Source organism: Bacillus alkalisoli (assembly GCF_002797415.1).
Classification (GTDB): domain Bacteria; phylum Bacillota; class Bacilli; order Bacillales; family Bacillaceae_I; genus Bacillus_CD; species Bacillus_CD alkalisoli.
In genome coordinates, this window is record NZ_KZ454944.1 from 1,202,546 (window position 1) to 1,226,259 (window position 23,714).

A 23,714-nucleotide genomic window follows, 5' to 3' on the forward strand; every position below is an offset into this window, starting at 1 on the left:
ATGTTAGTAGATATTAATTTATTACCAAAAAAACAAGCACGTGATATTACGATGCCAGCTGTATTAGGTATTAGTATATTCTTTATCTTATTTACTGTCGTTGCTTTACTTGCGATGAATTATTTTGTTCAGAAAGAATTAAACAAATCCCAAGTAACGCTCGATCAAGCTGTTCAGCTTCGAATTGTAATGGAAGAAGCGGCGAAGGGACCACAAGCAACGTCTTCGGTCATTCAACTACAGCAATCTATTGATTGGGCAGAAAGTCAATCTCAAGATGTGGTGCCGATACTGAATCATATAGTAGGATTATTACCAGCATCAGGATATATAGATAATTTTTTATACACCCTGGATGGGGCTATTAGTGTTACAGTGAAATTCGATAACCAAAGAGATGCGGCATACTACTTACATCATTTAACTTTATCACCATTCGTTCAAGAAGCTACGTTGTCTAGTATATCTAGTAGTGATGAAGGAACTACTGGACAATATACAATCAACTTAAATAAGGCATATTTAAAAGGCGAGCAAGAGCGAGGTGATAGATAATGGTAGTGAACTTAAAGAGTAAGCATTACGCAATCTTCATTGCCTCAGTCCTTGTATCTATATTATCAATTGTTTATTTTTACTACACGGTCTATTCAGCCAATCAACTTGAATTGAACCGAATAAAGCAAAATATAACGATGGAAAACCAGTTAATAGAAATACTAGAAAGTGATAGAAACAGTGAAACACCAACAGACGGTAGCTCAACCGACCTTCAAAGAAAGTTACCGGTCGCTCCATATGTAGAACAATTTGTTCTGCAAGTAGAAGAGGTGGCTAAAAATTCACAAGCAAACGTAACGAACTTACTATTTTCTAGCTCGATACCAACAGAAACAACTTTAGAAGAATATATGGAATATAGAGAAGATATGGATGAAGAAGAGAATACGGAAATGTCAGAAACAACTAATACAGCAATAGCGATGCCTAATGGTATTGAAAAGTTAACTGTTAACCTCTTAGTAGAAGTAAACAACTATAGTAGTTTGAAAAGGTTTTTAGAATTGCTAGAAGGATCTACAAGAATTACACAAATTGAAACAGTATCATTTTCAGGTAATGCGGAATCGTTATCCTTTACCATTACCGCATCAACTTATTATCACCCACATCTTACGGATTTGATGGACGAGTTACCACCATTATCCATTCCAAACCCAAGTAATAAAACAAATCCATTTTCCGGCAATTAATATTTTGTAAACTTCACAAGATTTTTGTCGGAAAACATTTAGGACAAGACGACAAAAGTCTTGTTCTTTTTTTTTGTCGATATGATAGAATGGAAAAAAATTGGTGCTGACAAGCTGATGTTTTACACTGGAGGTGAGTTGAAGTATGCACGATCAAGTTCGGATAAAAATAAATGGAAAAATAAAATCGTATGTGCAAAAAGAAGTAGAGAATAAGGATAAAGATATTCTAATTCAGCCATCTGATTCACTATATCAAGAAAACGAAAATGAAGATGTCCAAGACCTGCCAGTAATTATCTTTGATGAAGTTGCCTCTGCAGTGGAAAAAGAAGATAGCGATGAAAATTTTGATTGGGTACTACCGAAGGAAACGAATGACAAAAAAGCAAAGACTGCAGAAAAAAAGAACGCTTATATAGAGGATTTACGAGAATATCAAAGAAAGTCGTATCCTAAACCTACCGGTACAACTTCCTTATGGAGAAAAAAAGCGAAGCCTGGCTTAATCAAACAGTTTATCTTCTCCGCTATTTTGGCAATTGGTGTTGGACTAGGATTTGGAGGAATCATTTTAAGTATTATGAACATGTCTGATTCTCCTATCGAACCAGCCGTCCCAGTGACGAAACCAATCGATAATCCTACCGGAACGGATACTCCAGGTGATGTTACAAGTGGAGATTTAAGTTTTCCATCATTTACTTTTGCTGTACTACAAGGTGGCGTTTTTTCTTCTAATGATGGTGCTGATGCAAGTATTAATGAATATAAAACGAATGGTTTTCCGGGAGTTTCTGTAAAAGATGATAATGTGTTCGTTTTTGTCGGTGTCGCAAGTGATGTAGATACGATGAAAACTTTAGCAACTATAGCGGAAGAAAAAGGACTAGAACCTTATGCAAAAGAAATTTCAACTAAAGAAAAAAAGTATGAGTCTGTAACTGACAAAGATAAAGAGTTTATTCAAAGTGCACCACCATTATTAGAAAAAATGATTGGCGTCACAGGCAAAATACTTGTAGGAGAAACGGTCAATCCAAACGAAATTTCTTCTATTGTAGAACAAAGTGCTACCCTAGCTACATTAAATGCAGAAGAACTTTCGGAACCGATAAAAGTATTACAGCAATACTTTGTTGCAACAGCGCAAGATATGAACAGCTACACAACTTCAAATGCCCGCAACGATATAGTAAATGCCCAACAAAATCTACTGTCCATCATAAAACAGTTATACTAAAAAAAAGCCGTCTTTGATTTTTATCAGAGGCGGCTTTTTGAATTTGAAAAAAGTAATTACTTTCCGCGCAAGTCTCCGCTTTCCGCGGGCGGGCCGGAGCCTCCTCATCGCTCCGCTCCCCGCTTTTCCCGAAGGAGTCTACGACTTGCCCTACAATCAACAGCTAGTTAGTAATATAAATATTAAATTTTTTATTATTAGTATATAAATTCACTGTTGCTTATATTGTACATGCCTTCATTTTTTTGGTAATATTACTTTGTATCTCAATTTCTGAAAACCAAAATTGGAAAGGTGATTATATGCAATGAAACGCCTTATTTTAGCCTCAGGTTCGCCACGACGAAAAGAACTTCTGGAACAAATAAACCTCTCATTTGAAATTATCGCAAGTAAAGTAGAAGAAACATTCGACCCGAAAGAATCCCCAGAAAATATTGCAATGAGCTTAGCTAGCCAAAAAGCATCAGACGTGTTTACACAAAATCAAGACAGTATCGTAATTGGAGCAGATACAATTGTTGTCTTTAATAATGAAATTTTAGGTAAACCTAATGACGAAGAAGATGCATTTCGTATGCTAAAAAAGCTAAGCGGGCAAACTCATCATGTTATTACAGGAGTAGCGATAATTTCCTCCGAAAAAGAAAAAATATTCTATGAAAAGACGACTGTTACGTTTTATGAGTTAACAGAAAAGGAATTAAAAGACTATATCGCAAGTAAAGAACCGATGGATAAAGCTGGTTCGTATGGCATACAACAATTAGGAGCTTTATTTGTCCAAAAAATCGATGGCGATTATTTTTCTGTCGTTGGCCTCCCAATAGCTAAAACAATGCGTGAATTGTCAACTTTTCAATAAAAAGGCGAGATTCCCTTTATTAGTAAACAATTAAGGGAGGATGTTTATTGAAAACTGAAACATTATTGATAAAAGATTATCCAGTTGAAGAAAGACCAAGAGAACGATTGCTCAAAGATGGTCCGAGTAGTTTATCAAATCATGAGCTTTTAGCAATACTTTTAAGAACCGGAACAAAACAAGAATCCGTATTACAAATGGCTAATCGTCTACTAACGAACTTTGAAGGACTACGTTTATTAAAAGATGCTTCCGTTGATGAAATTACGAGTATAAAAGGTATCGGAGCCGCAAAAGCTTTACAAATAATTGCTGCAATAGAACTAGGAAGACGTATTCATCGTCTACAATATGAAGACCGTTATGTTATTCGTTCGCCAGAAGATGCAGCAAACTATGTAATGGAAGATATGCGCTTTTTATCCCAGGAGCATTTTGTTTGCTTATATTTAAATACAAAAAACCAAGTCATCCATCAACAAACCGTCTTTATTGGAAGTTTAAATGCTAGCATCGTACACCCGCGCGAAGTTTTCAAAGAAGCATTTCGTAGGTCGGCAGCATCATTCATATGTCTCCATAACCACCCGTCTGGCGATCCTTCACCTAGTAGAGAAGACATTGAAGTAACGAAACGCCTGAACGATTGTGGTAAGTTAATTGGCATAGAGCTTTTGGACCATCTAATAATAGGTGATCAAAAATTCGTCAGCCTAAAAGAAAAAGGCTACGTGTAATACTATGATTTTTCTCATTCCTACGCTATAATATATCTCATGAGTTTTGGAGGCTACTTTTCGATAGCCTTCAATTTTTCAAGTTATTATGTTGATTTTAACTATACGATACGCTTTTGTATAATGGCTAAACACAACTATAGGGCAATCTCGTCCTTATTAATCACCGAATAAAATTATTCTAATAAAAGTAACGGTTTCAGAAAGGGAGATACATTAAATGTTTGGTTCAAGAGATTTAGGAATTGACTTAGGTACAGCAAACACACTCGTATTCATTAAAGGAAAAGGAATTGTAGTACGTGAACCGTCTGTAGTAGCAATGCAAACAGACACAAAACAAATTGTTGCAGTAGGAAACGACGCAAAAAATATGATCGGCCGTACACCAGGTAACGTCGTAGCACTTCGCCCAATGAAAGATGGAGTAATCGCTGACTACGAAACAACAGCTGCGATGATGAAATATTATATTAAACAAGCTTTCAAAACGCGTGGTATGTTTGCTCGTAAGCCATACGTAATGGTATGTGTACCATCTGGCATTACAGCTGTAGAAAAACGTGCAGTAATCGATGCAACACGTCAAGCTGGTGCACGAGATGCCTACCCAATTGAAGAGCCATTTGCAGCTGCAATTGGTGCGAACCTACCGGTAATGGAACCAACAGGAAGCATGGTAGTGGACATCGGTGGCGGTACAACCGAAGTTGCCATTATCTCTTTAGGTGGCATTGTAACGAGTCAATCGATTCGAGTTGCCGGCGATGAAATGGACGACGCGATCATTTCATTTATTAGAAAAAATTATAACTTAATGATCGGTGAAAGAACGGCTGAAACGTTAAAGATTGAAATTGGTTCCGCAGGTGATTCGGATGATATCGAGCCAATGGAGATTCGTGGGCGCGACCTTTTAACTGGATTACCAAAAACAGTAGAAATTACTGCTAAAGAAGTAGAATCTGCATTAAAAGATACCGTTACATCTATTGTGGATTCGGTAAAAGCTACGCTAGAAAGAACGCCACCTGAACTTGCTGCAGATATTATGGATAGAGGAATTGTGCTAACTGGTGGTGGAGCACTATTACGTAACTTAGACAAAGTGATTAGTGAAGAAACGAAAATGCCAGTTATTATTGCAGAAAATCCGTTAGATTGTGTAGCAATCGGAACAGGTAAAGCGTTAGATTATATTGATGAATTCAAGAAAAAATCAAAAGATTACCGTTATTAGAATCCGAAATTACGGTGCGAACAACCAAAGGTAAATTTGATTTAATAAAAGAAGGTGTAAAAAATGCCACAATTCTTCCTTAACAAAAAATTAATTGTCTTGTTAGTTAGTTTGATTGTGTTAGTGGCATTGATTGGTTTTTCATTAAAAGAGCGTCAAGAGTTATCTTGGCCAGAACAGTTCGTAAAAGATACTTCAGGCTTTGTTCAATCCATTTTGTATAGACCCGCACACTATGTCGCGGGTTTCTTTGAGAATGTAAGCCATTTGAAAAATACGTATGAAGAAAATAAACTACTTCGTGCTAGATTGGAAGAATATGCGATTCTTGAAACAAAAGTTCAACGATTAGAACAAGAGAACGATGAAATACGTGAAGTGTTAGGGGAAATAGAAACATTGCGTGACTATAACCCGATGCCAGCGACTGTAATTGGACGAAATCCTGATCAATGGCGAGAACAGATTATCATTAATAAAGGAAAACAGCATGGAATAGAAAAAGACATGGCTGTTATTACTTCAACTGGATTAATTGGAAAAGTGAAACACACAACTCCATTTACTTCTACCGTCCAACTATTAAGTTCATTAGACCCGAAAAATAGAATTTCTGCATATATACAAGGGGATGAAAATTTCTTCGGACTTATCGAAGGATATGATGAAGAACGAGAAGCTTTAATGTTAAAAAGAATTCCACATAATGCAGAAATTGAATCTGGATCCAAAGTATTAACATCTGGTTTAGGTGGTATTTTTCCACAAGGTCTTCTAATCGGAGAAGTATTAGAAGTCGTTTCAGACGAGTTTGGTTTAACACAAACCGTTTATGTAAAGCCAGCTGCTAATTTTTATGATATAAATCATGTTATGATTACGAAGCGAAAAATGGCATCAGAATTTGACGCGTTTGACGAAGAAGTAGAAACGGAAGCAGACGAAGAAGAAGGCGAAAACGAAGAGGAGGGCTCAGAGTGAGAAGATACTTCTTACCAGTCATCATCATTTTCCTTTTCGTATTTGAAAGTTTGGCGATCGACTTTTTCCCGCTACACTCATTGCATGAAGATTGGATTATTGCTCCACGCTTCGTCCTAATTGCCCTTATCTTTATTACCATTTATGGTGGCTTATATTTCGGTATCGTCTACAGTCTTGTGTTTGGTTTTTTAATAGATATTGTCTATACAGGAATTATGGGGATTTATATTTTTTCCTTTACGTTAGTAGCTTATGGTGCGTTTTTACTAATGCGCATTATTCATAATCATGCCTTAGTGGCTGTTTTTGCTGCTGTTATTAGTGTTGTATTCGTTGAATATACAGCTTATAACATCCATTCCATTATAGGATCTACGAGAATGATGCATGATCAATTTCTTTATACTCGATTGCTTCCGACCCTATTATTTAATGCAACAGCAGCAATCATTTTAATCTATCCACTGAAAAAATTTCTAAATAATCTCGTATTAGAAATGAATGAAGAGTAAAATAGTATATAATAGTAAATATGTACTCACCTAATTTTTTAGGTGAGTATAAATTAGACTAGCAATTATTTCCTTGTAACAGTTAATAGGTTTATAGATTGTACATAATTATGATGCAAAACAAGGAATTTTAATAGCCTATGTCGAAAGTTATACTCGTTGAGGTGAACGTCATGAGTAGGCAAAAACAACAATATGTAACGATAAAAGGAACAAAAGAAGGACTAACGTTACATCTTGATGATAGTTGTTCTTTTGAAGAATTAGTAAGTGAGTTAGAAGCAAAACTTTCTACAGATAGTAACCGAGAGCAAGATGATTCCCCTTTACTTGGGGTTCGTCTAAAGGTAGGGAATCGCTACTGTACAAATAAACAAGAAGAACAACTTCGTAATGTGATAAGAAGTAAAAAGAACTTAATGGTGGAGTCTATCGAAAGTAATGTAATCACGAAAGAACAAGCACAAAAGTGGAAGCAAGAAGAAGAAATTGTCTCTGTTGCAAGAATGATTCGTTCTGGACAGGAATTACAAGTAGAAGGCGATTTACTCTTGATTGGTGATGTGAATCCAGGTGGTACGATAAAAGCTGGTGGAAATATTTTTGTTTTAGGCTCTTTACGTGGAAATGCATTTGCAGGGCAAGCTGGAAAAAAAGATGCCATCATTGCAGCGAGTGTAATGAAACCGAACATACTATCCATTCATGATGTTATTAATCGAGCTCCTGATTTAACAGAACAACTAGAAGGAAGCAATGAAATGGAATGCGCTTATATTGATGATAACGAAGCGATTATCATTGACCGCTTACAAATGCTTTCGCATCTAAGACCAATGTTAACTAGGCTTGAAAGGAGAATGTAACAAGTGGGAGAGGCTATCGTAATTACTTCTGGTAAAGGTGGAGTTGGTAAAACTACAACTTCCGCTAATGTAGGAACAGCTCTAGCATTACAAGGAAAAAGAGTATGCTTAGTAGATACCGATATTGGCCTACGCAACTTAGATGTTGTCATGGGCTTAGAGAACCGTATCATCTATGATTTAGTAGATGTGATTGAAGGTCGTTGTAAAACGCATCAAGCGTTAATTAACGACAAACGTTTTGAATGTTTAAAACTATTACCTGCTGCACAAACAAGTGATAAATCAGCGGTAAATCCTGAGCAAATGAAAAAACTTATTACAGAATTAAAGCAAGACTATGATTATATTATTATTGACTGCCCTGCTGGAATTGAACAAGGCTATCAAAATGCCGTTGCTGGAGCAGATAAAGCGATCGTTGTAACAACTCCAGAGATTTCATCTGTTCGCGATGCAGATCGAATTATTGGCTTACTAGAAAAAGAAAACATTGAACCGCCACGCCTTATCGTTAACCGTATTCGTAACCATATGGTAAAGAACGGTGAAATGCTAGATGTCGAAGAAATTGTATCAATCCTTGCGATTGACATTATTGGTATTGTTGCTGATGATGACAGCGTTATTCGCGCATCTAACAGTGGCGAACCAATCGCCCTAGATCCAACAAGCAAAGCATCCATCGCATACCGAAACATCGCTCGCCGTATTTTAGGTGAGTCTGTACCTTTACAATCTTTAGATGAAGATAATAAAGGTGTTATGCATAAACTAAAGAAGTTTTTTGGAGTAAGATAATAAAAAAGCTATCTTCCGTTACTAGGAAGGTAGCTTTTTACCGTTTAGTTAGATGTATCCGTTTCTGGAAATGGAGCAACTCTATCTATTACAGTATCAATCGTATATGCGTTGTTGTAATCATCTTTTATAGTGAATTTTACTTCTATAGGTACATGTATATCTATATTTTCTATACACTTATTTGTAGCTTCTATTATGTTACCTTCTTGTTTAATTACTACATCTTCGAAAAAATATTTAGAGTGTGCTAATGCGCTTGATAATGAATTGTCTAAATAAATCTTTTTATCTGTATGGTAACATATGGTGTATGGTTCAACATCGTGCAAATTTCTTAAATTAGTTATAATGAAATTTGCTTCCTGGCGAATGGCGTTATGTGTTTGTGTCATATTATTTTGCTTTTGTGTAGCGATTAATAAAGTAGTAATAAGAACTAGGACGATAGAAGCGATGGCTATAGTAGCTAGTAGCTCAATTAATGTTAAACCATGATTGTTTTGAACAAAAATTAATTTTTTTTTCAAATTTTTCACCATTTTCCGTAAAATATAGTAAAATATAGCTAGACTTGTAGAATAGTAGGGTGAGTCGAATTGTTTATAAAAAATAAAAAAAAAATACTAGAAAATAATAAAGGTTTTACATTAATAGAAATATTAGTTTCCATTGTAATATTAAGCATCATTATTGTAACATTTTTAAGTTTTTTCTCACAAGCGTTGTTTTACTCTGTGAAAGAGGAAGATAAACTTACAGGTATTAATATAGCAGAGAGAATAATGTTTAATGTGAAGCAAAGTGACGACATTATTGATTTGTTGTTTTTAAACGAATATGTATGTGGTCAAAACCCATTAAATATTAATAATAGTTTTAGTGGGGATGTTGACCTAGAATACAAGGACGATGTAAATCTATTTTATTATGAAGTAAATAATAAAGAATATTACTTAGACATTATCATCTGTTCGACTCCGGAGGAAAGAAATCTATTTTTGTCCCGTACACATATTAAGATTTATCAATCTGTTGGTACAAATCCAAAAGGAAAAATTGTGTATGATACGTTTCATTATATTAATTTAAATGATTATGAATAAGAAAGGTGTGAATAAATGAAGTACTTAAACAATCAACAAGGATACACGCTTGTAGCAGTAATTTTAATTATCGCAGTTGTAGGTTTAATGACACCACCTTTGATTAACAGTGTGACGAATACATCTAAGCAAAATCAAATAACGGAACAGTCGGTGCAGTTGAAAAATTTAACAGACATGGGAAAACTCTACTTTAGAGAAGATGTTAAAAAGGTAACAGTTTCTTCCACTAGTTTAATAACAAACATGAATGCGGATGAAGTGAAAGAGGAATTATCAAGTATTGACAAAGCAGTAGAAATTTCATTAACACCTCAAAACGGTAACCTTAAATTTAAAGTGGGTTATGAAGATGTAACAATGGAAGGCGATCAAGTAGTTATTACTTATATTAGTAAAGGAATAGCTAATGGGGCTACCTTGAAAGAAAAAGAAGTGATTCGCTTATTGTACGTGAATGCTACCTTACCAGAACCAGAAGATGAAGAGACTCCCGATCCACCAGGAACACCTGGAACTGATCCAAATCCAGATGATGATTCTGATTCAGATGACACAGGATCCCAGCCTGGTACAGATGCTCCTGTTTTTAATGATGATGATGAAAAGGGGAATTTTATACACAGCTGTAGAAGAAGAGTCGGTAATGGTAATATAAGTGGTAAAAATATCCCATATGACTTTCAAGGCAATATTATTTGTGATTTGGTTGTTAGCGGTGGAAAAGTAATCATTAATGAAACAATTAATATCGGTGGCAACTCTATTTTGAACGTAAGAAGTAGTGACAGCATTAGCTCCGTAGTATTCCAAGGTCCAGTTAACGTAGTTAGTAGATTTTCTGAATTGAATGTTATAAATATCTCAGATGTTCAATTTACTAATACTGTAGAAGTTGGTGGAAACGCCTCTTTATCTATTACTGGTGTGAAGAGAATAGAAGGGAAAAAAGTGTTTTTAATAGATCCAATTGGTAAAGGTGCAAAACATAATATTTCTGTGAAGTATCGATAAAAGAGTAGATTTTTCTACTCTTTTTATTTTTGGTTTTTAATTGTGTATTGACATATTTCCTACTGGACAAGTCATATAATGCTAGTACTAGAAATACAGTTTGGGGGATGTGTGTATGAACGAACAGATTGAAGCGATGAAAAAACGAGCTGCTAAGCGAAGACAAAATAAATTAAAAAATCGAACGAGGCAAAGTCAAGTGTCGTCGTACATGTTAAAGGATGAAGAAAAATATTCCAATACGTATACATCTTTTGAAGATGGGCCAATGGATGGAAATGGACATCCTTTGTTCAATAAAGAAGCGTTTATATTTAAAATACTAGCTTCGGCCATTTTAGTACTAGTAGTAGGTATCATGTTTAAAGATGGGTCACCAACCTTTGAAAAGCCTCGACAATTTGTTGTTCAATCGATGGAACAAAGCTTTCAGTTTGCCGCTGTTTCCAAATGGTATGAAGATCGATTTGGCAGTTTGTCTGCCATTTTACCAGCACAATTACAACCGACACGTACCAATCCAGAACAAACGAACACTCAATATGCTGTACCAGCAACTAGTCGTGTGATGGAAAACTTCGAAAGCAATGGACAAGGCATTCTTGTAGAGACTATTCTTCACTCAAAAGTAGAAGCAATGAATGAAGGATGGGTAAATTTTGTAGGGAAAAAACCTGACACGGGAAACACGATCATTGTTCAACACCCAGACAAAACACAAACGTGGTACGGTCATCTTGCAACGATTGATGTTAAGTTATTTCAATTTGTTGAAACTGGAACAGAACTAGGAAGAACGAGTGAAAGTAGTGATGGTACAAACGGAGTTTTTTACTTTGCAATTAAAAAAGAGGATCAATTCATTGATCCAATCCAGGTGATATCATTTGAATAATAAATGGCTTGCATTGGCACAGAAAATTCATATTCATCCAATCTTTTGGGTCATTATTGGAATTTCGATTGTGACAGCAAACTTCTGGGAGTTACTTCTTTTATTTATTATCGTCTTCGTGCATGAATTAGGCCATTCAGTCGCGGCGACGTTTTTTTCTTGGAGAATTAAACAAATATTAATATTGCCGTTTGGCGGAGTATGTGAAACGGAAGAACATGGAAATCGACCAGTGAAGGAAGAATTAATTGTTACCCTTGCGGGACCTTTCCAGCACCTTCTTCTCGGTATAGGTGCCTATGTTCTTCACACTCTTCAATTTCTTTCAACTAGTACATTCGAACTTTTCATGATAATGAATATAATGATCTTTATTGTTAATCTTTTACCAATATGGCCACTCGATGGTGGAAAATTGTTGTTTCTAATCTTAAGTAAAAAACAGCCATTCATAGATGCTTTTGAGAATGTATTGCGTTTTTCTAGCATTTTTTTAGCATGCTTTTTTATTGTTTATTTATTTATAGACCCTTATCACTTAAATATTTGGATTATCGCTAGTTTCCTTTTTTATTCGCTATACCATGAGTGGAAGCACCGGCATTATGTGTTTGTTCGATTCCTTGTGGAACGATATTACGGTAAATCTATTAGTTTTTCGAAGATTGAACCGATAGTGGTGGATGAGAAAGAAAAAATCCAACACGTCCTACAAAAGTTTCAACGTGGATGCAAACACAATGTCATTGTCATGAAAGGCGACAAAAAACAATCACCTCTTGACGAAAACGAAATTTTACACGCCTACTTCACCGAAAGATTGACGACAATCGATATAGGAGATATTCTTTATTCATACTAATAAGTTAATGCTACTGAGTTGTTTATAAAGCAAGTTAGTACAATAAACTGTATTATTAATACTTATTAAGTTGCAGTTCGTTGTAGGTGTGAGACTCCTGCGGGAATGCGTGTCAAGGGAGACCCCGCAGGCGCAAAACGCGCCGAGGAGGCTCCCGCGACCGCCCGCGGAAAGCGAGCACCTACAGCGAACTGCAACGTTTAGTACGTAAATTTATTTTAATATAAGCGAGGCAAATTAGTTTGAAAGAACTTTGGATGAATATAAAAGGAACCGAAAAAAGGATTGTGTTAAAAGAAGACGGCAAACTAACCGAACTATTTTTCAGCCGTCCAACTTACAAACAAATCGAAGGAAACATATATTTAGGTCGCGTCTTGAATGTATTACCTGGCATGCAAGCTGCTTTCGTCGATATCGGTGAAGGGCAACCAGGCTTCATTCATCGTGACCATTTGTCGTCCTACCAAGCCTCTTTTACACCAAAAGCGGAAAAAGAAAAAACAAGCATCTCTAAATGGGTGCACCAAGGAGAAGCAATCATCGTTCAAGTATTAAAAGAAGGCGATGGAAATAAAGGACCAAAACTTACTGGCATAATAGAGTTCACTAGTGAACATGTCATCTACCAACCACACGGAAGGTTTAAATCTGTGTCGAAAAAAATGAAGAAAGAAGAACGAGAAAAGTGGCGTGAACTTGCAAATAGTTGGTGTACAAAAGAAGAAGGCATCATCATCCGCACAAACGCAGAAGGGAAAGCTGTAAGCTTAATCGAAAAAGAGCTTACGGATTTGCAACAGCAATATATTGATTTGCAAAAGAAATCACAAAATAGGAAGGCTCCTTCCTTACTCTTTGAAGACAACGACTTTATCGGTAAAACAATAAAGGATATTGGAATAGAAGAAATCCATAAAATCTACATAGATGATTCAACGACGTTTCAGTTTTTGAAAAATCACAATGCTCCTGTACATTTTTACAATGGAAAAGAAAATATATTTTCTCATTATGGGATTGAACAGGAAATAGAGAAAGTAAGGAAGAAAATTGTATGGCTACCAAGCGGGGGCTATATAATTATTGAACATACCGAAGCAATGACGGTTATTGATGTTAATAGTGGAAAGTACACAGGGAAAACTAACTTTCAAGAAACGGCAACGCTCATTAACAAAGAAGCGGCAACTGAAATAGCAAGACAACTGAGAGTAAGAGATATTGGCGGCATTATTATCATTGATTTCATTGAAATGAAAAGCGACAAAGATAGAAACGTAGTCCTTTCTACTTTTAAAGAAGAAACGAAAAAAGATAAAGCAATCGTCGTACCAGTTGGATTTACCGAACTTGACTTACTGCAAATAACAAGAAAAAAAAGAAGAGAGCCATTAACTAACTTACTCAAGCAATCGTGTGAAGCGTGCCATGGTGCTGGGAGAGTTCTTTCTGCAGAAACAGTTGCTTATCAATTAGAAAGGGAGCTTTCAAGCGTTTCTACTGACATAGAGGCGGTGATAGTTGAAACAACTAGTAACGTTAAAAGATATCTTCAAACTTTAAGTAACGTACAAGTTGAAGTATTTTATATAGTAAAAGAAGGGGCTCCTTTTTTTGAATTAAGATTTTTAGGGTCTGTTTTAGATGCGAAAGAACGATTGAAAACGCTAAAAGTATATTGACATTGCGATTCTCGCTATGCTAAGATATACTTTGTTAGTTTGTAGCGCACCCGTGCTACAACCGCACAGTCCAGGTACATATAAGGATGAACTAGATTCATACACCTGATGCTGGCGAGTCTTAGTCTAATGAGGAGGTGCAGAGAATGTACGCAATTATCGAAACTGGTGGTAAACAAATCAAAGTTGAAGAAGGTCAAATGATCTACATCGAGAAACTTGATGCAACTGAAGGTGACACTGTAACGTTTGACAAAGTTCTTTTCGTAGGTGGCGAAACTGTTAAAGTTGGTAGCCCTGTTGTAGAAGGTGCTTCTGTAACAGCTAAAGTTGAAAAACAAGGTCGTGCGAAAAAGCTAACTGTATTCAAATACAAAGCTAAAAAGAACTACCGTAAAAAGCAAGGTCATCGTCAACCTTACACTAAAGTAACTGTTGAAAAAATCAACGCTTAATTTGGTATAACAGATGATAAAAGTAAAGATTAAACGAAACGACTTTAATAAAATCGAATCGTTTACAATCAGTGGACATGCTAACTTTGCCAAAAAAGGGTCCGACATTGTATGTGCTGGAGTTTCCGCTGTTTCATTCGGAACAGTCAATTCTATTATAGCGCTATGTGGCGTTACTCCTCATATTGAGCAAGGAGCAGACGGTTTTCTTCGCTGTTCGATTCCATCTAATTTAGAAGAATCAACAAAAGAAAAAATTCAATTGCTTTTAGAAGGCATGGTCGTGTCTCTAGAGACAATTGAACGTGATTATAAAAAATATATAACCATTTCTAACTAGGAGGTGGATCTCAATGTTAAGATTAGATCTTCAGTTCTTTGCTTCCAAAAAGGGAGTAGGTAGTACTAAAAACGGACGTGACTCTATTTCTAAACGTCTAGGCGCTAAGCGTGCAGACGGTCAATTCGTTTCTGGTGGATCAATTTTATACCGTCAACGCGGTACTAAAATCTATCCAGGTGAAAACGTAGGACGTGGTGGAGACGACACTTTATTCGCGAAAGTGGACGGAGTTGTTAAATTCGAACGTTTCGGACGTGACCGCAAAAAAGTTAGCGTATATCCTGTAGCTCAAGAAGCTTAAGGTGATGGAATAAAACTCTAGCCGATTGGTTAGAGTTTTATTTTTTTGTTGATTGGAGTAGAAGGCACTCGTTTTAAGCGGGCAGTCTCGTGAGCCTTCTCGTAGCTTTCGCACAAGCGTGTATCACTTTACCTGCATTTAGGCAGGAGTCTCGCGCCTTCCACTCCAATCAACAAATTAATATTTTACAATTCAATTATCTTTTCCATTCTTTTCTTATCTTTGTTATAATTTGAACAGAAAACTGTTTCGGAAAAAGTGGTAGGAGACTAATGAAATGAAAAATAGAGATACGATTGAAGTATTGCGTCATTCGAGGCATGATTGGTTAAATAAAATCCAGTTAATAAAAGCAAACCTTGCGCTACAACGATATGAACGGATTGAAGACCTTATAAGTGAGATTGTAATGGAAGCCCATCACGAAGCTTGTTTATCTAACTTACAAGCTCCACAATTTGTCGAATATATTCTAACATTTAGTTGGGAGCCAAAATTATTTTCCATAGAGTATGAAATGCTTAACAACCCACAAAATTTATCGAATTATGACAACAAGCTCTACACAGCCATTCAAACATTGTTTCAAACAATTGAAAGTAGTGTGGACAAGCGAGCAGAAAATAAATTATTCTTTAGTATCGAATGTGAAGATGGATTCGTTCGTTTCTTTTTCGATTTAAGTGGAATAATATTAGAGAACGATAATGTGAAAATGTGGTTTGATAGTGAAAACTGTATTTTTACGAATGTAAATCAAATTGGGACTGACTTGGAATACACAGTAGAGTGTGAAATAATCACAAAATAAAATTCCAATTCTTTTTAGTAGGACGGAGTGAATAAAAAATGTTTGTCGATCAGGTCAAGATATATGTAAAAGGTGGAGACGGCGGTAACGGTATGGTTGCTTTCCGTCGTGAAAAATATATACCCAATGGTGGTCCAGCTGGTGGTGACGGAGGAAAAGGTGCTAACGTTATTCTTGAGGTAGAAGAAGGACTAAGAACGTTAATGGACTTCCGTTACAAGCGTCACTTTAAAGCAAACCGTGGGGAACATGGGATGAGTAAAAACCAGCACGGTCGTAATGCAGAGAGCATGGTTGTTAAAGTTCCACCTGGAACAATCATTAAAGATTTAAAAACAGAAGAGATTTTGGCGGATTTAACCGTACATGGTCAACAGTTTGTTGTTGCAAAGGGTGGTCGTGGTGGTAGAGGAAATAGCCGATTTGCTACTCCTTCAAATCCTGCTCCTGAGCTTTCGGAAAACGGGGAACCAGGACAAGAACGTGACATTATCCTTGAGTTAAAAGTGCTAGCAGATGTAGGTCTTGTAGGATTCCCGAGTGTTGGTAAATCAACTTTATTATCAGTTGTTTCAGCTGCAAAACCTAAAATTGCGGAATATCACTTCACAACGATTGTTCCAAATCTAGGAGTAGTAGAAACGGATGATAACCGAAGTTTTGTAATGGCAGACCTACCTGGTTTAATTGAAGGTGCACACGAGGGTGTTGGCCTTGGCCATCAATTCCTACGTCATATTGAGCGTACACGTGTTATTTTACATGTTATTGATATGGCAGGAACAGAAGGGCGCGATCCATTTGAGGATTACAATGTAATCAACCAGGAATTAAGTGAGTACAACCTTCGATTAACAGAGCGTCCACAAATTATTGTAGCCAATAAAATGGACATGCCTGGTGCAGAAGAAAATTTAGAGACGTTTAAAGAGCAAATAGGGGATGAAGTGAAGATTTTCCCAATCTCTGCGATTTCCCGCACAGGTTTACGTGATCTTCTATTTGCAGTAGCAGATGAATTAGAGGATGCACCAGAATATCCTTTACACGAAGAACAAACGGAAGAATTAAATGTTCTTTATAAGCATGAAAAACAAGAGCTTGGCTTCAAAATTACGCGTGAGCCAGATGGCACATGGGTAGTGTCTGGTGAGCAGTTAGAGAAGTTATTCGTTATGACAAACTTCCAACGAGAAGAATCTATTCGTCGTTTCGCTCGCCAATTACGTGGTATGGGAGTAGACGAAGCCCTACGCCAACGCGGAGCAAAAGACGGCGACATCGTACGCCTAATGGACTTCGAATTCGAATTCATCGATTAATATATTCACTAAAGAGGGGATGCTTAATCCTCTCTTTTCTGTATATTATTAATAAAAAATGATTAAAAAACCTAAATATACTATTAAGCAAAACAAGTTGATGATAGCACGAGGCGCGAGACTCCTACAGGAAAAACGAAACACGGGAGACCCCACAGGCGCCGTGCGCCGAGGAGTAGGTTTTTTCACTATAGTGATAATAACCATCCTTTTTACCGCCCGCGGAAAGCGAGTGCCTCGTGCTATCATCAACAGTTAGTACCCTATATCTTAGGGTGTCTTGTATTTCATTTAAGGAGAGAGGCTGTGCTTAACGAGAAATTTTACTTAATTAGAGAAGATGTACTACCAGAAGCAATGGCAAAGGCACTAGAAGCCAAAGAACTACTAGCCAGAGGTAAAGTACCCTCCGTCGCCGAAGCCGTTAAAAAGGTCGACTTAAGCCGTAGCGCATTTTATAAATATCGCGACACCGTGTTTCCATTTCAAAAAATTGTAAAAGAAAAAATAATCTCCTTGTTTTTCCATTTAGACGATCAAAAAGGAGCACTATCAGAATTGTTAGCCATTGTAGCTACATCTGGATGCAACGTATTAACAATCCATCAAACCATTCCGTTACAAGGAAAAGCTAACGTCACGTTATCTCTAGACATTTCAGCAATAAACGACGATATACATACATTATTAAATAAATTAAAAGCACTAGATTACGTTAATAAAGTAGAAATTTTAGGAACCGGCGCATAAAAAGGAAGAAAAAAACGCAAGGAAACATATTCCTCTGCGTTTTTTTCTTATTCTACTAACATTCCAGCTTTCTTCAAAGCATCACACACTACATTCAATTTCTCTTCACTATCCGCTTCAATCAAATGCAGATGTGTCCCATCTGTGAGTTGAGACAAATAAGATGCATTCGTACTTTCGATTCGTTTAATGAATTCATCTACTTCCCTTCTCGTTTCCACCATAACGGAAGCTGTTAAGTCTCCATATACAGGATGCTCGATCCGTACGTCTTTCACTTTTACACCGTGATCTACTAGTAAGTATAGTTCTTCTTTCGTTCTTTCGGGTGGATGAAAGGACACGATAATCCGCTCTACTTTTTTCTCCTTCACTGGACTTTTAATATATACATAGCCTTGACTAGTAGCTAAAATAGGCTCGTTTTTAGCTTTAAGAAGCGAAATATCTTGAACGATTACTTGCCTGCTGACATTTGTTCTTTGGGCAAGTTCGCCTCCTTTTAGTGGCAATTTTTCTGTTTGTAGCCAATCTAAAATTAATTTTCGTCTCTCTTCACCTAATACTTTTTTATCTGATGGTGTCATAATGGCATTTTCACTCCTTTAATTTGCCAGTCTGCCATAATTTGCTTTAACACTTGAGTTAAAAATACAATATCTTCTTCGGTCGTTTGCTTTCCAAAGGATACGCGAAAAAGTTCATGTGCTTCCTCTACGCTCTTACCAGTCGCTATCATGACACGCGAAGGGGATGTAGAGCCAACTTGACATGCGCTTCCTGTTGAAATAGCAATGCCTTTCCGATTACATTCTAACATAACATGTTGACCTTCCACTCCATGAAGTCGTAAACCAACAATATTTTGTAAAACATTTTTAGGATGGCCTTCCACATGAATGAAATCCAACTCTTCCTCTATTAATTGGATTAATAATTTTCGAAGCTCATTTGTCCGTTTAGCATTACTAAGCATTTCTTGACACGTCAATTGAGCAGCTGTTACAAAAGCTGCCACGCCAGCGACATTCACAGTTCCATGGCGCATGCCACGTTCGTGTGTTCCTCCTGGAATAACTGGCTCCCAACGTACCGAAGGCTTAATGTATATAGCTCCAACTCCTTTAGGTCCATAAATCTTATGAGCAGAAATCGACAGGGCATCTACATGTAACTGCTTAACGTCGACCTCGATTTTTCCAAAGGTCTGAATACAATCACTATGGAAAATAATCCCTTTGTCATGAAGGAACTTACCTATATCCTGCAAAGTTTGGGTTGTGCCAATTTCTGAATTTCCGTGCTGAATAGAAACAAGGCAAGTGTCATCTCTTACGGTTTCTTTTAGAGCTTGAAGAGATACTAAGCCAAACTCATCTACAGGTAAAAAAGAAACGTCATAACCTTCCACCTCTAACTGTTTAACAAGGTGATAAATAGATGCGTGTTCTATGCTGCTTGTAATAATATGTTTTCCTTTTTTGGAATTACCTCTAACTAATGATTGAATGGCAAGAAAATTAGATTCTGTACCACCGCTTGTAAAATAAATGCCATCCTTCTCGCAATGTAGTAATTTTGCAAGTTCGTTTCTGCAACTTTCTAAAATATGTTTAGCAGTTGTACCCTCATCGTGCAAACTGCTCGTATTTCCATAAATAGCTTTTGACACATGTTCATACGCATGCATTGCTTCACTACTTAAAGGAGTTGTAGCCGCAAAATCTAAATAAATCATCCTTGATGAACCCCTCTCTTTAGTTGGGTTGAAAATGATATTTTTTAGGTAAAATAATTTTCATAAATTAATCAAGTCTTAACCTGAATCTGTTGAAAATCTCTAAAATTTGCGAGACTCCTTGAAAATGCATCCGCATTTACTGCGTGCGATGTATCGCTGTCGAAGCATTCCTTGTCCTGCGGAAAAACGAGCCAACCGAGAAGATAGCAGGAACGAGGAGGCTCGGTGGTTCGTCCGCGGAGAGTGAGCGGTTTTTAGAGAATTTCAACATTAGCATTATAAAACTTAGTTTAAACAATAGTAAACTAGCTATCTAAAAAAAACTCTTGTCATTAATTAAAATATATGTAAATATAGGTGTCAAGACACCAGTGTATACAGGAGGGCTTTTTATGCCTAACCGAAAAATAGATTGTTTAATTGTTGGCAGTGGATTATCTGCATTAATGACTGCAAAATATTTAAGTGAGCATATGAATGTGATGATTTTCACAAAGTTGAAAAAATCTTCAAATAACTCATTTCTTGCTCAAGGTGGAATAGCTTGTGTAATAGATAAACGTGATCACTGGCAATTCCATTACGAAGACACATTAGTTGCAGGATGCTTTTTAAACAACAAAGAAGCGGTTGAACTTCTAGTTAAGGAAGGCCCACAACATGTAACGAACTTAATTCAAGAAGGAATGAAATTTGATAAAACGAATAAAGGTACACTTTCCCTCGGAATGGAAGGTGCACATTCTCATCATCGCATTTTGCATGCAGGTGGCGATCAAACGGGAAAAGAATTGATGACATTTTTGCAAGAAAACACAAATGTAAAAGTGGTAGAAGATGAAACCGCTTACGAGCTATTAGTGCACGAAAATAATTGTTACGGTATCAAAACATTAAACATACAAGGGAATATACAAAAATATATAGCTAAGCGTGTTGTATTAGCAACAGGCGGTGTAGGCGCTATCTACTCTTTCACTTCAAACGACGAATCTGTTACAGGATCTGCTTTAGCAATGGCTTACAAAGCAGGGGCATCATTAATTGATTTAGAATTTATGCAATTTCATCCGACAATGCTATCAGTCAATGGCAAGGCAGTCGGATTGATTTCCGAAGCAGTAAGAGGCGAAGGAGCATTTTTAGTTAATGAAAAAGGGGAAAGAATCATGAAAAATCTTCATCCTTTAGAAGATTTGGCACCCCGGGATATCGTATCAAGAGCCATTTACAAGTGCCTACAAAAAGGCCACAGAATTTATTTAAATATCAAATCCATTCAAAACTTTAAGCAGCGCTTTCCTGCTATTTCCGAGTTATGTTGTAAAAATAACATAAATATTGAATCAGGATTTATTCCGGTAGTACCTGGCGCGCATTTTTTCATGGGAGGTATCCAAACGAATGTGTATGGAGAGTCGTCTGTGAAAAATCTGTACGCAGTAGGGGAAGCTGCGTGTAACGGTGTTCATGGTGCTAACAGATTAGCTAGCAACTCTTTATTAGAATGTATCGTATTTTCTAAAAAACTTGCTGAAAAAATAGTGGAATTAGACGAAAAAGAAGTCTTAAATCCTCTAAGTATTAACGAAGAAGTAATTTGTAATAAAGTATATTCACTTGTCTTACCTGCCAAAAGTGAAATCCAAACTATGATGATGAAACATGTAGGTATCGTTCGCTCAGAAGAGAAATTACTACAAATGAAAAGCTGGTTAGAGAAGTACGAGGCATACTGGACAGAATATACACCAGATAATTTATTAAAATATGAAGATATTGAAATTGTTCAAATGTTACAGCTATGCTATTTAATGGTGGACGCCTGTCTACAACGAGAAGAAAGTCGTGGCGCACATTTTAGAGACGATTTCCCAGACTCCATGGAAAGTTGGGACAATCGAAGAATTACACATACAACAGGTGAAACTTTATTCGTTTAAAGGGGGAAGAGAACGATGAATAAAATAAAACTAAAAAAAATGTTAGAAAGCTTTTTCATAGAGGATATCGGGGAGAGAGATGTTACATCCTTATCTCTATTTCCTGAGGAAATGATAGGTTCTGGCAGATTTATTGCAAAAGAAGATGGAATCTTTGTAGGGCAAGAAATAATGAAACAAGGTTATAAGCTTTTAGATGAGAAAGTGGAATTTCATTTTATGAAAAAAGATGGGGAGCTATTGCAAAAAGGCGATGTTATTGCGACTGTTCACGGACAAATGAGTGCTCTTTTAACAGGAGAAAGAGTTATTTTAAATCTTATTCAACGTATGAGTGGTATTGCTACCATCACGAATAAGGCAGTAACACAGTTAAATAGTGACGTTACGAAATTATGTGATACGAGAAAAACGACTCCTGGTTTACGTATGCTTGAGAAATATGCAGTGCTTTGTGGTGGCGGTTCGAACCACCGTTATGGATTGTATGATGGAGTTATGATTAAAGACAATCACATTGAATTTTGTGGATCGATTACGAAAGCTGTTGAAAAAGTACGTGAAACAGTTGGACACATGGTGAAAATCGAAGTGGAAACAGAAACGCGTGAACAAGTGTTAGAAGCAGTAGAAGCTGGTGCTGACGTTATTATGTTTGACAATCGCACGCCAGAAGAAATAAAAGAATTTGTCAAACTAGTTCCAGCCCATATCATTACAGAAGCTTCTGGTGGGATTAATATGTCTACGATTGCCGACTTCAGCGACACAGGTGTACATTACATTTCATTAGGTTTCTTAACTCATTCCGCTCGTGCACTAGACATTAGCTTTAATGTTGGGAAAAAAATATAAGGGAGAGATACAGATGAGCATGTTAGACATCATTAAGAATACAAATGTGACACTTCCAGATAAATATAAAAATATGTCAACAGAAGAAATGGAACAAAGAGTGAAAGATATTAAGATGAAGATGGGAGATACACTGTTCATTCCTGGTCATCACTATCAAAAAGATGAAGTAATTCAGTTTGCAGATGCAACTGGAGACTCTTTACAATTAGCGCAAGCAGCTGCTAATACTACTGCAAAATACATTGTATTTTGTGGTGTACACTTTATGGCAGAAACAGCAGATATCTTATCAACGGATGAACAAACTGTTATCTTACCTGATATGAGAGCAGGCTGTTCTATGGCAGATATGGCTGATATTCATCAAACAGAACGCGCATGGGTAGAGTTACAGCAAGTATTTGGGGACACTATATTACCATTAACGTATGTTAACTCAACTGCTGCAATCAAAGCATTTTGTGGAAAACATGGTGGGGCCACGGTAACTTCTTCCAACGCAAAACAAATGGTGGCATGGGCATTTTCTCAAAAAGAAAGATTGTTATTCTTGCCTGACCAACATTTAGGAAGAAACACTGCGTACGAACTAGGTATTCCTTTAGAGCAAATGGCTGTATGGGATCCAATTGAAAACAAGCTAGAATGGGAAGGAGACCCAACGGACGTGAAAGTGATTTTATGGAAAGGGCATTGCTCTGTCCATGAAAAGTTTACGGTATCCAACATTGAACATATTCGCAAAACAAAGCCTGAAATGAAAATTATCGTACACCCAGAATGTACACGCGAAGTTGTTGCGTTGAGTGATGATGCGGGAAGTACTAAGTATATTATCGAAACGATTGAAAATGCGGCTAGTGGAAGCTCATGGGCAATTGGAACAGAGATGAATCTGGTGAATCGTATCATTCAGCAGCATCCTGATAAAGAAATCGTCTCACTTAACCCTTATATGTGTCCGTGTTTAACAATGAACCGAATTGACCTGCCGCACTTATTGTGGGCGTTAGAAGCAATTGAAACAGGCGAGGTTCATAATCAAATAGAAGTAGAAAAAGAAGTAGCAGACTACGCAACAAAGGCTTTAAACGTCATGCTACAGCATGCATAATAATGGATGAAGG

27 protein-coding genes and 1 other annotated feature are annotated in these 23,714 nt (G+C 36.7%); of the genes, 24 read left to right on the plus strand and 3 right to left on the minus strand.

Annotated elements, in window-relative coordinates; translation table 11 throughout:
* From CDZ89_RS05695 to minD, 10 genes are all read left to right on the plus strand, one after another.
* The gene (locus CDZ89_RS05695; protein ID WP_100333347.1) at nt 1–555 is read left to right on the plus strand and encodes a PilN domain-containing protein; all 555 of its coding nucleotides are present in this window, start codon (nt 1–3) and stop codon (nt 553–555) included.
* Nucleotides 555–1,253 (plus strand): hypothetical protein, encoded by a 699-nt coding sequence (locus CDZ89_RS05700; protein WP_100333348.1) that lies wholly within the window; start codon nt 555–557, stop codon nt 1,251–1,253. The genes CDZ89_RS05695 and CDZ89_RS05700 overlap by 1 nt, the downstream gene beginning before the upstream one ends.
* Before the next feature lie 145 nt (nt 1,254–1,398).
* Entirely contained in the window at nt 1,399–2,496 is a 1,098-nt protein-coding gene (locus tag CDZ89_RS05705; protein WP_100333349.1) for a hypothetical protein, read from the plus strand.
* Between the two features lie 307 nt (nt 2,497–2,803).
* Nucleotides 2,804–3,361, plus strand: a complete 558-nt coding sequence (locus tag CDZ89_RS05710; protein WP_096153191.1) for a Maf family protein — start codon at nt 2,804–2,806, stop codon at nt 3,359–3,361.
* A gap of 47 nt (nt 3,362–3,408) precedes the next feature.
* A complete protein-coding gene (gene radC, locus CDZ89_RS05715; RefSeq protein ID WP_100333350.1) occupies nt 3,409–4,098 on the plus strand; it encodes a RadC family protein in 690 nt (229 codons plus the stop codon).
* 220 nt (nt 4,099–4,318) lie between these two features.
* Nucleotides 4,319–5,338, plus strand: coding sequence for a rod shape-determining protein (locus CDZ89_RS05720; protein ID WP_096153193.1), 1,020 nt, complete (start codon nt 4,319–4,321; stop codon nt 5,336–5,338).
* A 63-nt stretch (nt 5,339–5,401) separates the two neighbouring features.
* Nucleotides 5,402–6,319, plus strand: a complete 918-nt coding sequence (gene mreC / locus CDZ89_RS05725; RefSeq protein WP_096153194.1) for a rod shape-determining protein MreC — start codon at nt 5,402–5,404, stop codon at nt 6,317–6,319.
* Entirely contained in the window at nt 6,316–6,834 is a 519-nt protein-coding gene (gene mreD / locus CDZ89_RS05730) for a rod shape-determining protein MreD (protein ID WP_100333351.1), read from the plus strand. Before mreC ends, mreD begins: the two co-directional genes overlap by 4 nt.
* A gap of 173 nt (nt 6,835–7,007) precedes the next feature.
* Nucleotides 7,008–7,700, plus strand: a complete 693-nt coding sequence (minC, locus tag CDZ89_RS05735; RefSeq protein WP_096153196.1) for a septum site-determining protein MinC — start codon at nt 7,008–7,010, stop codon at nt 7,698–7,700.
* 3 nt (nt 7,701–7,703) lie between these two features.
* Nucleotides 7,704–8,501, plus strand: a complete 798-nt coding sequence (gene minD / locus CDZ89_RS05740) for a septum site-determining protein MinD (RefSeq protein ID WP_096153197.1) — start codon at nt 7,704–7,706, stop codon at nt 8,499–8,501.
* 44 nt (nt 8,502–8,545) lie between these two features.
* Here minD and CDZ89_RS05745 read toward each other — a convergent pair whose 3' ends face one another.
* Nucleotides 8,546–9,031 carry a PilW family protein gene (locus tag CDZ89_RS05745; RefSeq protein ID WP_157842679.1) on the minus strand — a complete coding sequence of 162 codons (486 nt, stop codon included), beginning with the start codon at nt 9,029–9,031 and terminating at the stop codon, nt 8,546–8,548.
* Between the two features lie 69 nt (nt 9,032–9,100).
* Here CDZ89_RS05745 and CDZ89_RS05750 point away from each other — a divergent pair, with 69 nt between their 5' ends.
* The 11 genes from CDZ89_RS05750 to CDZ89_RS05800 all read left to right on the plus strand — a co-directional run bounded on the left by CDZ89_RS05750 (nt 9,101) and on the right by CDZ89_RS05800 (nt 18,045).
* Complete coding sequence (locus CDZ89_RS05750; protein WP_100333352.1) at nt 9,101–9,607, plus strand: prepilin-type N-terminal cleavage/methylation domain-containing protein; 507 nt, start codon at nt 9,101–9,103, stop codon at nt 9,605–9,607.
* 15 nt (nt 9,608–9,622) lie between these two features.
* Nucleotides 9,623–10,621, plus strand: a complete 999-nt coding sequence (locus tag CDZ89_RS05755; RefSeq protein WP_096153200.1) for a type II secretion system protein — start codon at nt 9,623–9,625, stop codon at nt 10,619–10,621.
* A 115-nt stretch (nt 10,622–10,736) separates the two neighbouring features.
* Complete coding sequence (locus CDZ89_RS05760; protein ID WP_096153201.1) at nt 10,737–11,516, plus strand: M23 family metallopeptidase; 780 nt, start codon at nt 10,737–10,739, stop codon at nt 11,514–11,516.
* Nucleotides 11,509–12,378, plus strand: coding sequence for a M50 family metallopeptidase (locus tag CDZ89_RS05765; RefSeq protein ID WP_096153202.1), 870 nt, complete (start codon nt 11,509–11,511; stop codon nt 12,376–12,378). Before CDZ89_RS05760 ends, CDZ89_RS05765 begins: the two co-directional genes overlap by 8 nt.
* 242 nt (nt 12,379–12,620) lie before the next feature.
* Nucleotides 12,621–14,063 (plus strand): Rne/Rng family ribonuclease, encoded by a 1,443-nt coding sequence (locus CDZ89_RS05770; RefSeq protein WP_100333353.1) that lies wholly within the window; start codon nt 12,621–12,623, stop codon nt 14,061–14,063.
* 49 nt (nt 14,064–14,112) lie between these two features.
* Nucleotides 14,113–14,195, plus strand: a sequence feature (ribosomal protein L21 leader region).
* 14 nt (nt 14,196–14,209) lie between these two features.
* Nucleotides 14,210–14,518 carry a 50S ribosomal protein L21 gene (gene rplU / locus CDZ89_RS05775; RefSeq protein ID WP_096153204.1) on the plus strand — a complete coding sequence of 103 codons (309 nt, stop codon included), beginning with the start codon at nt 14,210–14,212 and terminating at the stop codon, nt 14,516–14,518.
* 13 nt (nt 14,519–14,531) lie between these two features.
* The gene (locus CDZ89_RS05780) at nt 14,532–14,858 is read left to right on the plus strand and encodes a ribosomal-processing cysteine protease Prp (protein ID WP_096153205.1); all 327 of its coding nucleotides are present in this window, start codon (nt 14,532–14,534) and stop codon (nt 14,856–14,858) included.
* Between the two features lie 13 nt (nt 14,859–14,871).
* Complete coding sequence (gene rpmA / locus CDZ89_RS05785) at nt 14,872–15,162, plus strand: 50S ribosomal protein L27 (protein WP_026558613.1); 291 nt, start codon at nt 14,872–14,874, stop codon at nt 15,160–15,162.
* 277 nt (nt 15,163–15,439) lie between these two features.
* Nucleotides 15,440–15,973, plus strand: a complete 534-nt coding sequence (locus CDZ89_RS05790; RefSeq protein ID WP_096153206.1) for a Spo0B C-terminal domain-containing protein — start codon at nt 15,440–15,442, stop codon at nt 15,971–15,973.
* A gap of 38 nt (nt 15,974–16,011) precedes the next feature.
* A complete protein-coding gene (gene obgE, locus CDZ89_RS05795; RefSeq protein WP_096153207.1) occupies nt 16,012–17,295 on the plus strand; it encodes a GTPase ObgE in 1,284 nt (427 codons plus the stop codon).
* Nucleotides 17,296–17,601: 306 nt separating this feature from the next.
* On the plus strand, nt 17,602–18,045 hold the full coding sequence (locus CDZ89_RS05800; protein WP_096153208.1) for an ACT domain-containing protein: 444 nt from the start codon (nt 17,602–17,604) through the stop codon (nt 18,043–18,045).
* Nucleotides 18,046–18,092: 47 nt separating this feature from the next.
* On the opposite strand, the gene CDZ89_RS05805 is transcribed toward CDZ89_RS05800, so the two are convergent.
* A complete protein-coding gene (locus CDZ89_RS05805; RefSeq protein ID WP_096153209.1) occupies nt 18,093–18,632 on the minus strand; it encodes a transcription repressor NadR in 540 nt (179 codons plus the stop codon).
* Nucleotides 18,629–19,783 (minus strand): IscS subfamily cysteine desulfurase, encoded by a 1,155-nt coding sequence (locus tag CDZ89_RS05810; RefSeq protein WP_096153210.1) that lies wholly within the window; start codon nt 19,781–19,783, stop codon nt 18,629–18,631. The genes CDZ89_RS05805 and CDZ89_RS05810 overlap by 4 nt, the downstream gene beginning before the upstream one ends.
* Before the next feature lie 395 nt (nt 19,784–20,178).
* On the opposite strand from CDZ89_RS05810, the gene nadB reads away from it, so the two are divergent.
* Genes nadB through nadA form a run of 3 tightly spaced genes read left to right on the plus strand, consistent with a single transcriptional unit; the run spans nt 20,179 to nt 23,701 of the window.
* The gene (gene nadB, locus CDZ89_RS05815; protein ID WP_100333354.1) at nt 20,179–21,729 is read left to right on the plus strand and encodes an L-aspartate oxidase; all 1,551 of its coding nucleotides are present in this window, start codon (nt 20,179–20,181) and stop codon (nt 21,727–21,729) included.
* A 15-nt stretch (nt 21,730–21,744) separates the two neighbouring features.
* On the plus strand, nt 21,745–22,584 hold the full coding sequence (gene nadC / locus CDZ89_RS05820; RefSeq protein ID WP_096153212.1) for a carboxylating nicotinate-nucleotide diphosphorylase: 840 nt from the start codon (nt 21,745–21,747) through the stop codon (nt 22,582–22,584).
* A 13-nt stretch (nt 22,585–22,597) separates the two neighbouring features.
* Nucleotides 22,598–23,701 carry a quinolinate synthase NadA gene (gene nadA / locus CDZ89_RS05825; protein WP_096153213.1) on the plus strand — a complete coding sequence of 368 codons (1,104 nt, stop codon included), beginning with the start codon at nt 22,598–22,600 and terminating at the stop codon, nt 23,699–23,701.
* The last annotated feature ends 13 nt before the right edge of the window (nt 23,702–23,714 follow it).

Coding starts and splice junctions, on each gene's coding strand:
- CDZ89_RS05695 (WP_100333347.1), top strand. CDS start 1: ATGTTAGTAGATATTAATTTATTACCAAAAAAACAAGCACGTGATATT.
- CDZ89_RS05700 (WP_100333348.1), top strand. CDS start 555: ATGGTAGTGAACTTAAAGAGTAAGCATTACGCAATCTTCATTGCCTCA.
- CDZ89_RS05810 (WP_096153210.1), bottom strand. CDS start 19,783: ATGATTTATTTAGATTTTGCGGCTACAACTCCTTTAAGTAGTGAAGCA.
- obgE (WP_096153207.1), top strand. CDS start 16,012: ATGTTTGTCGATCAGGTCAAGATATATGTAAAAGGTGGAGACGGCGGT.
- rplU (WP_096153204.1), top strand. CDS start 14,210: ATGTACGCAATTATCGAAACTGGTGGTAAACAAATCAAAGTTGAAGAA.
- CDZ89_RS05760 (WP_096153201.1), top strand. CDS start 10,737: ATGAACGAACAGATTGAAGCGATGAAAAAACGAGCTGCTAAGCGAAGA.
- CDZ89_RS05755 (WP_096153200.1), top strand. CDS start 9,623: ATGAAGTACTTAAACAATCAACAAGGATACACGCTTGTAGCAGTAATT.
- CDZ89_RS05780 (WP_096153205.1), top strand. CDS start 14,532: ATGATAAAAGTAAAGATTAAACGAAACGACTTTAATAAAATCGAATCG.
- nadC (WP_096153212.1), top strand. CDS start 21,745: ATGAATAAAATAAAACTAAAAAAAATGTTAGAAAGCTTTTTCATAGAG.
- CDZ89_RS05710 (WP_096153191.1), top strand. CDS start 2,804: ATGAAACGCCTTATTTTAGCCTCAGGTTCGCCACGACGAAAAGAACTT.
- CDZ89_RS05705 (WP_100333349.1), top strand. CDS start 1,399: ATGCACGATCAAGTTCGGATAAAAATAAATGGAAAAATAAAATCGTAT.
- nadA (WP_096153213.1), top strand. CDS start 22,598: ATGAGCATGTTAGACATCATTAAGAATACAAATGTGACACTTCCAGAT.
- rpmA (WP_026558613.1), top strand. CDS start 14,872: ATGTTAAGATTAGATCTTCAGTTCTTTGCTTCCAAAAAGGGAGTAGGT.
- minC (WP_096153196.1), top strand. CDS start 7,008: ATGAGTAGGCAAAAACAACAATATGTAACGATAAAAGGAACAAAAGAA.
- CDZ89_RS05790 (WP_096153206.1), top strand. CDS start 15,440: ATGAAAAATAGAGATACGATTGAAGTATTGCGTCATTCGAGGCATGAT.
- CDZ89_RS05720 (WP_096153193.1), top strand. CDS start 4,319: ATGTTTGGTTCAAGAGATTTAGGAATTGACTTAGGTACAGCAAACACA.
- nadB (WP_100333354.1), top strand. CDS start 20,179: ATGCCTAACCGAAAAATAGATTGTTTAATTGTTGGCAGTGGATTATCT.
- mreC (WP_096153194.1), top strand. CDS start 5,402: ATGCCACAATTCTTCCTTAACAAAAAATTAATTGTCTTGTTAGTTAGT.
- CDZ89_RS05805 (WP_096153209.1), bottom strand. CDS start 18,632: ATGACACCATCAGATAAAAAAGTATTAGGTGAAGAGAGACGAAAATTA.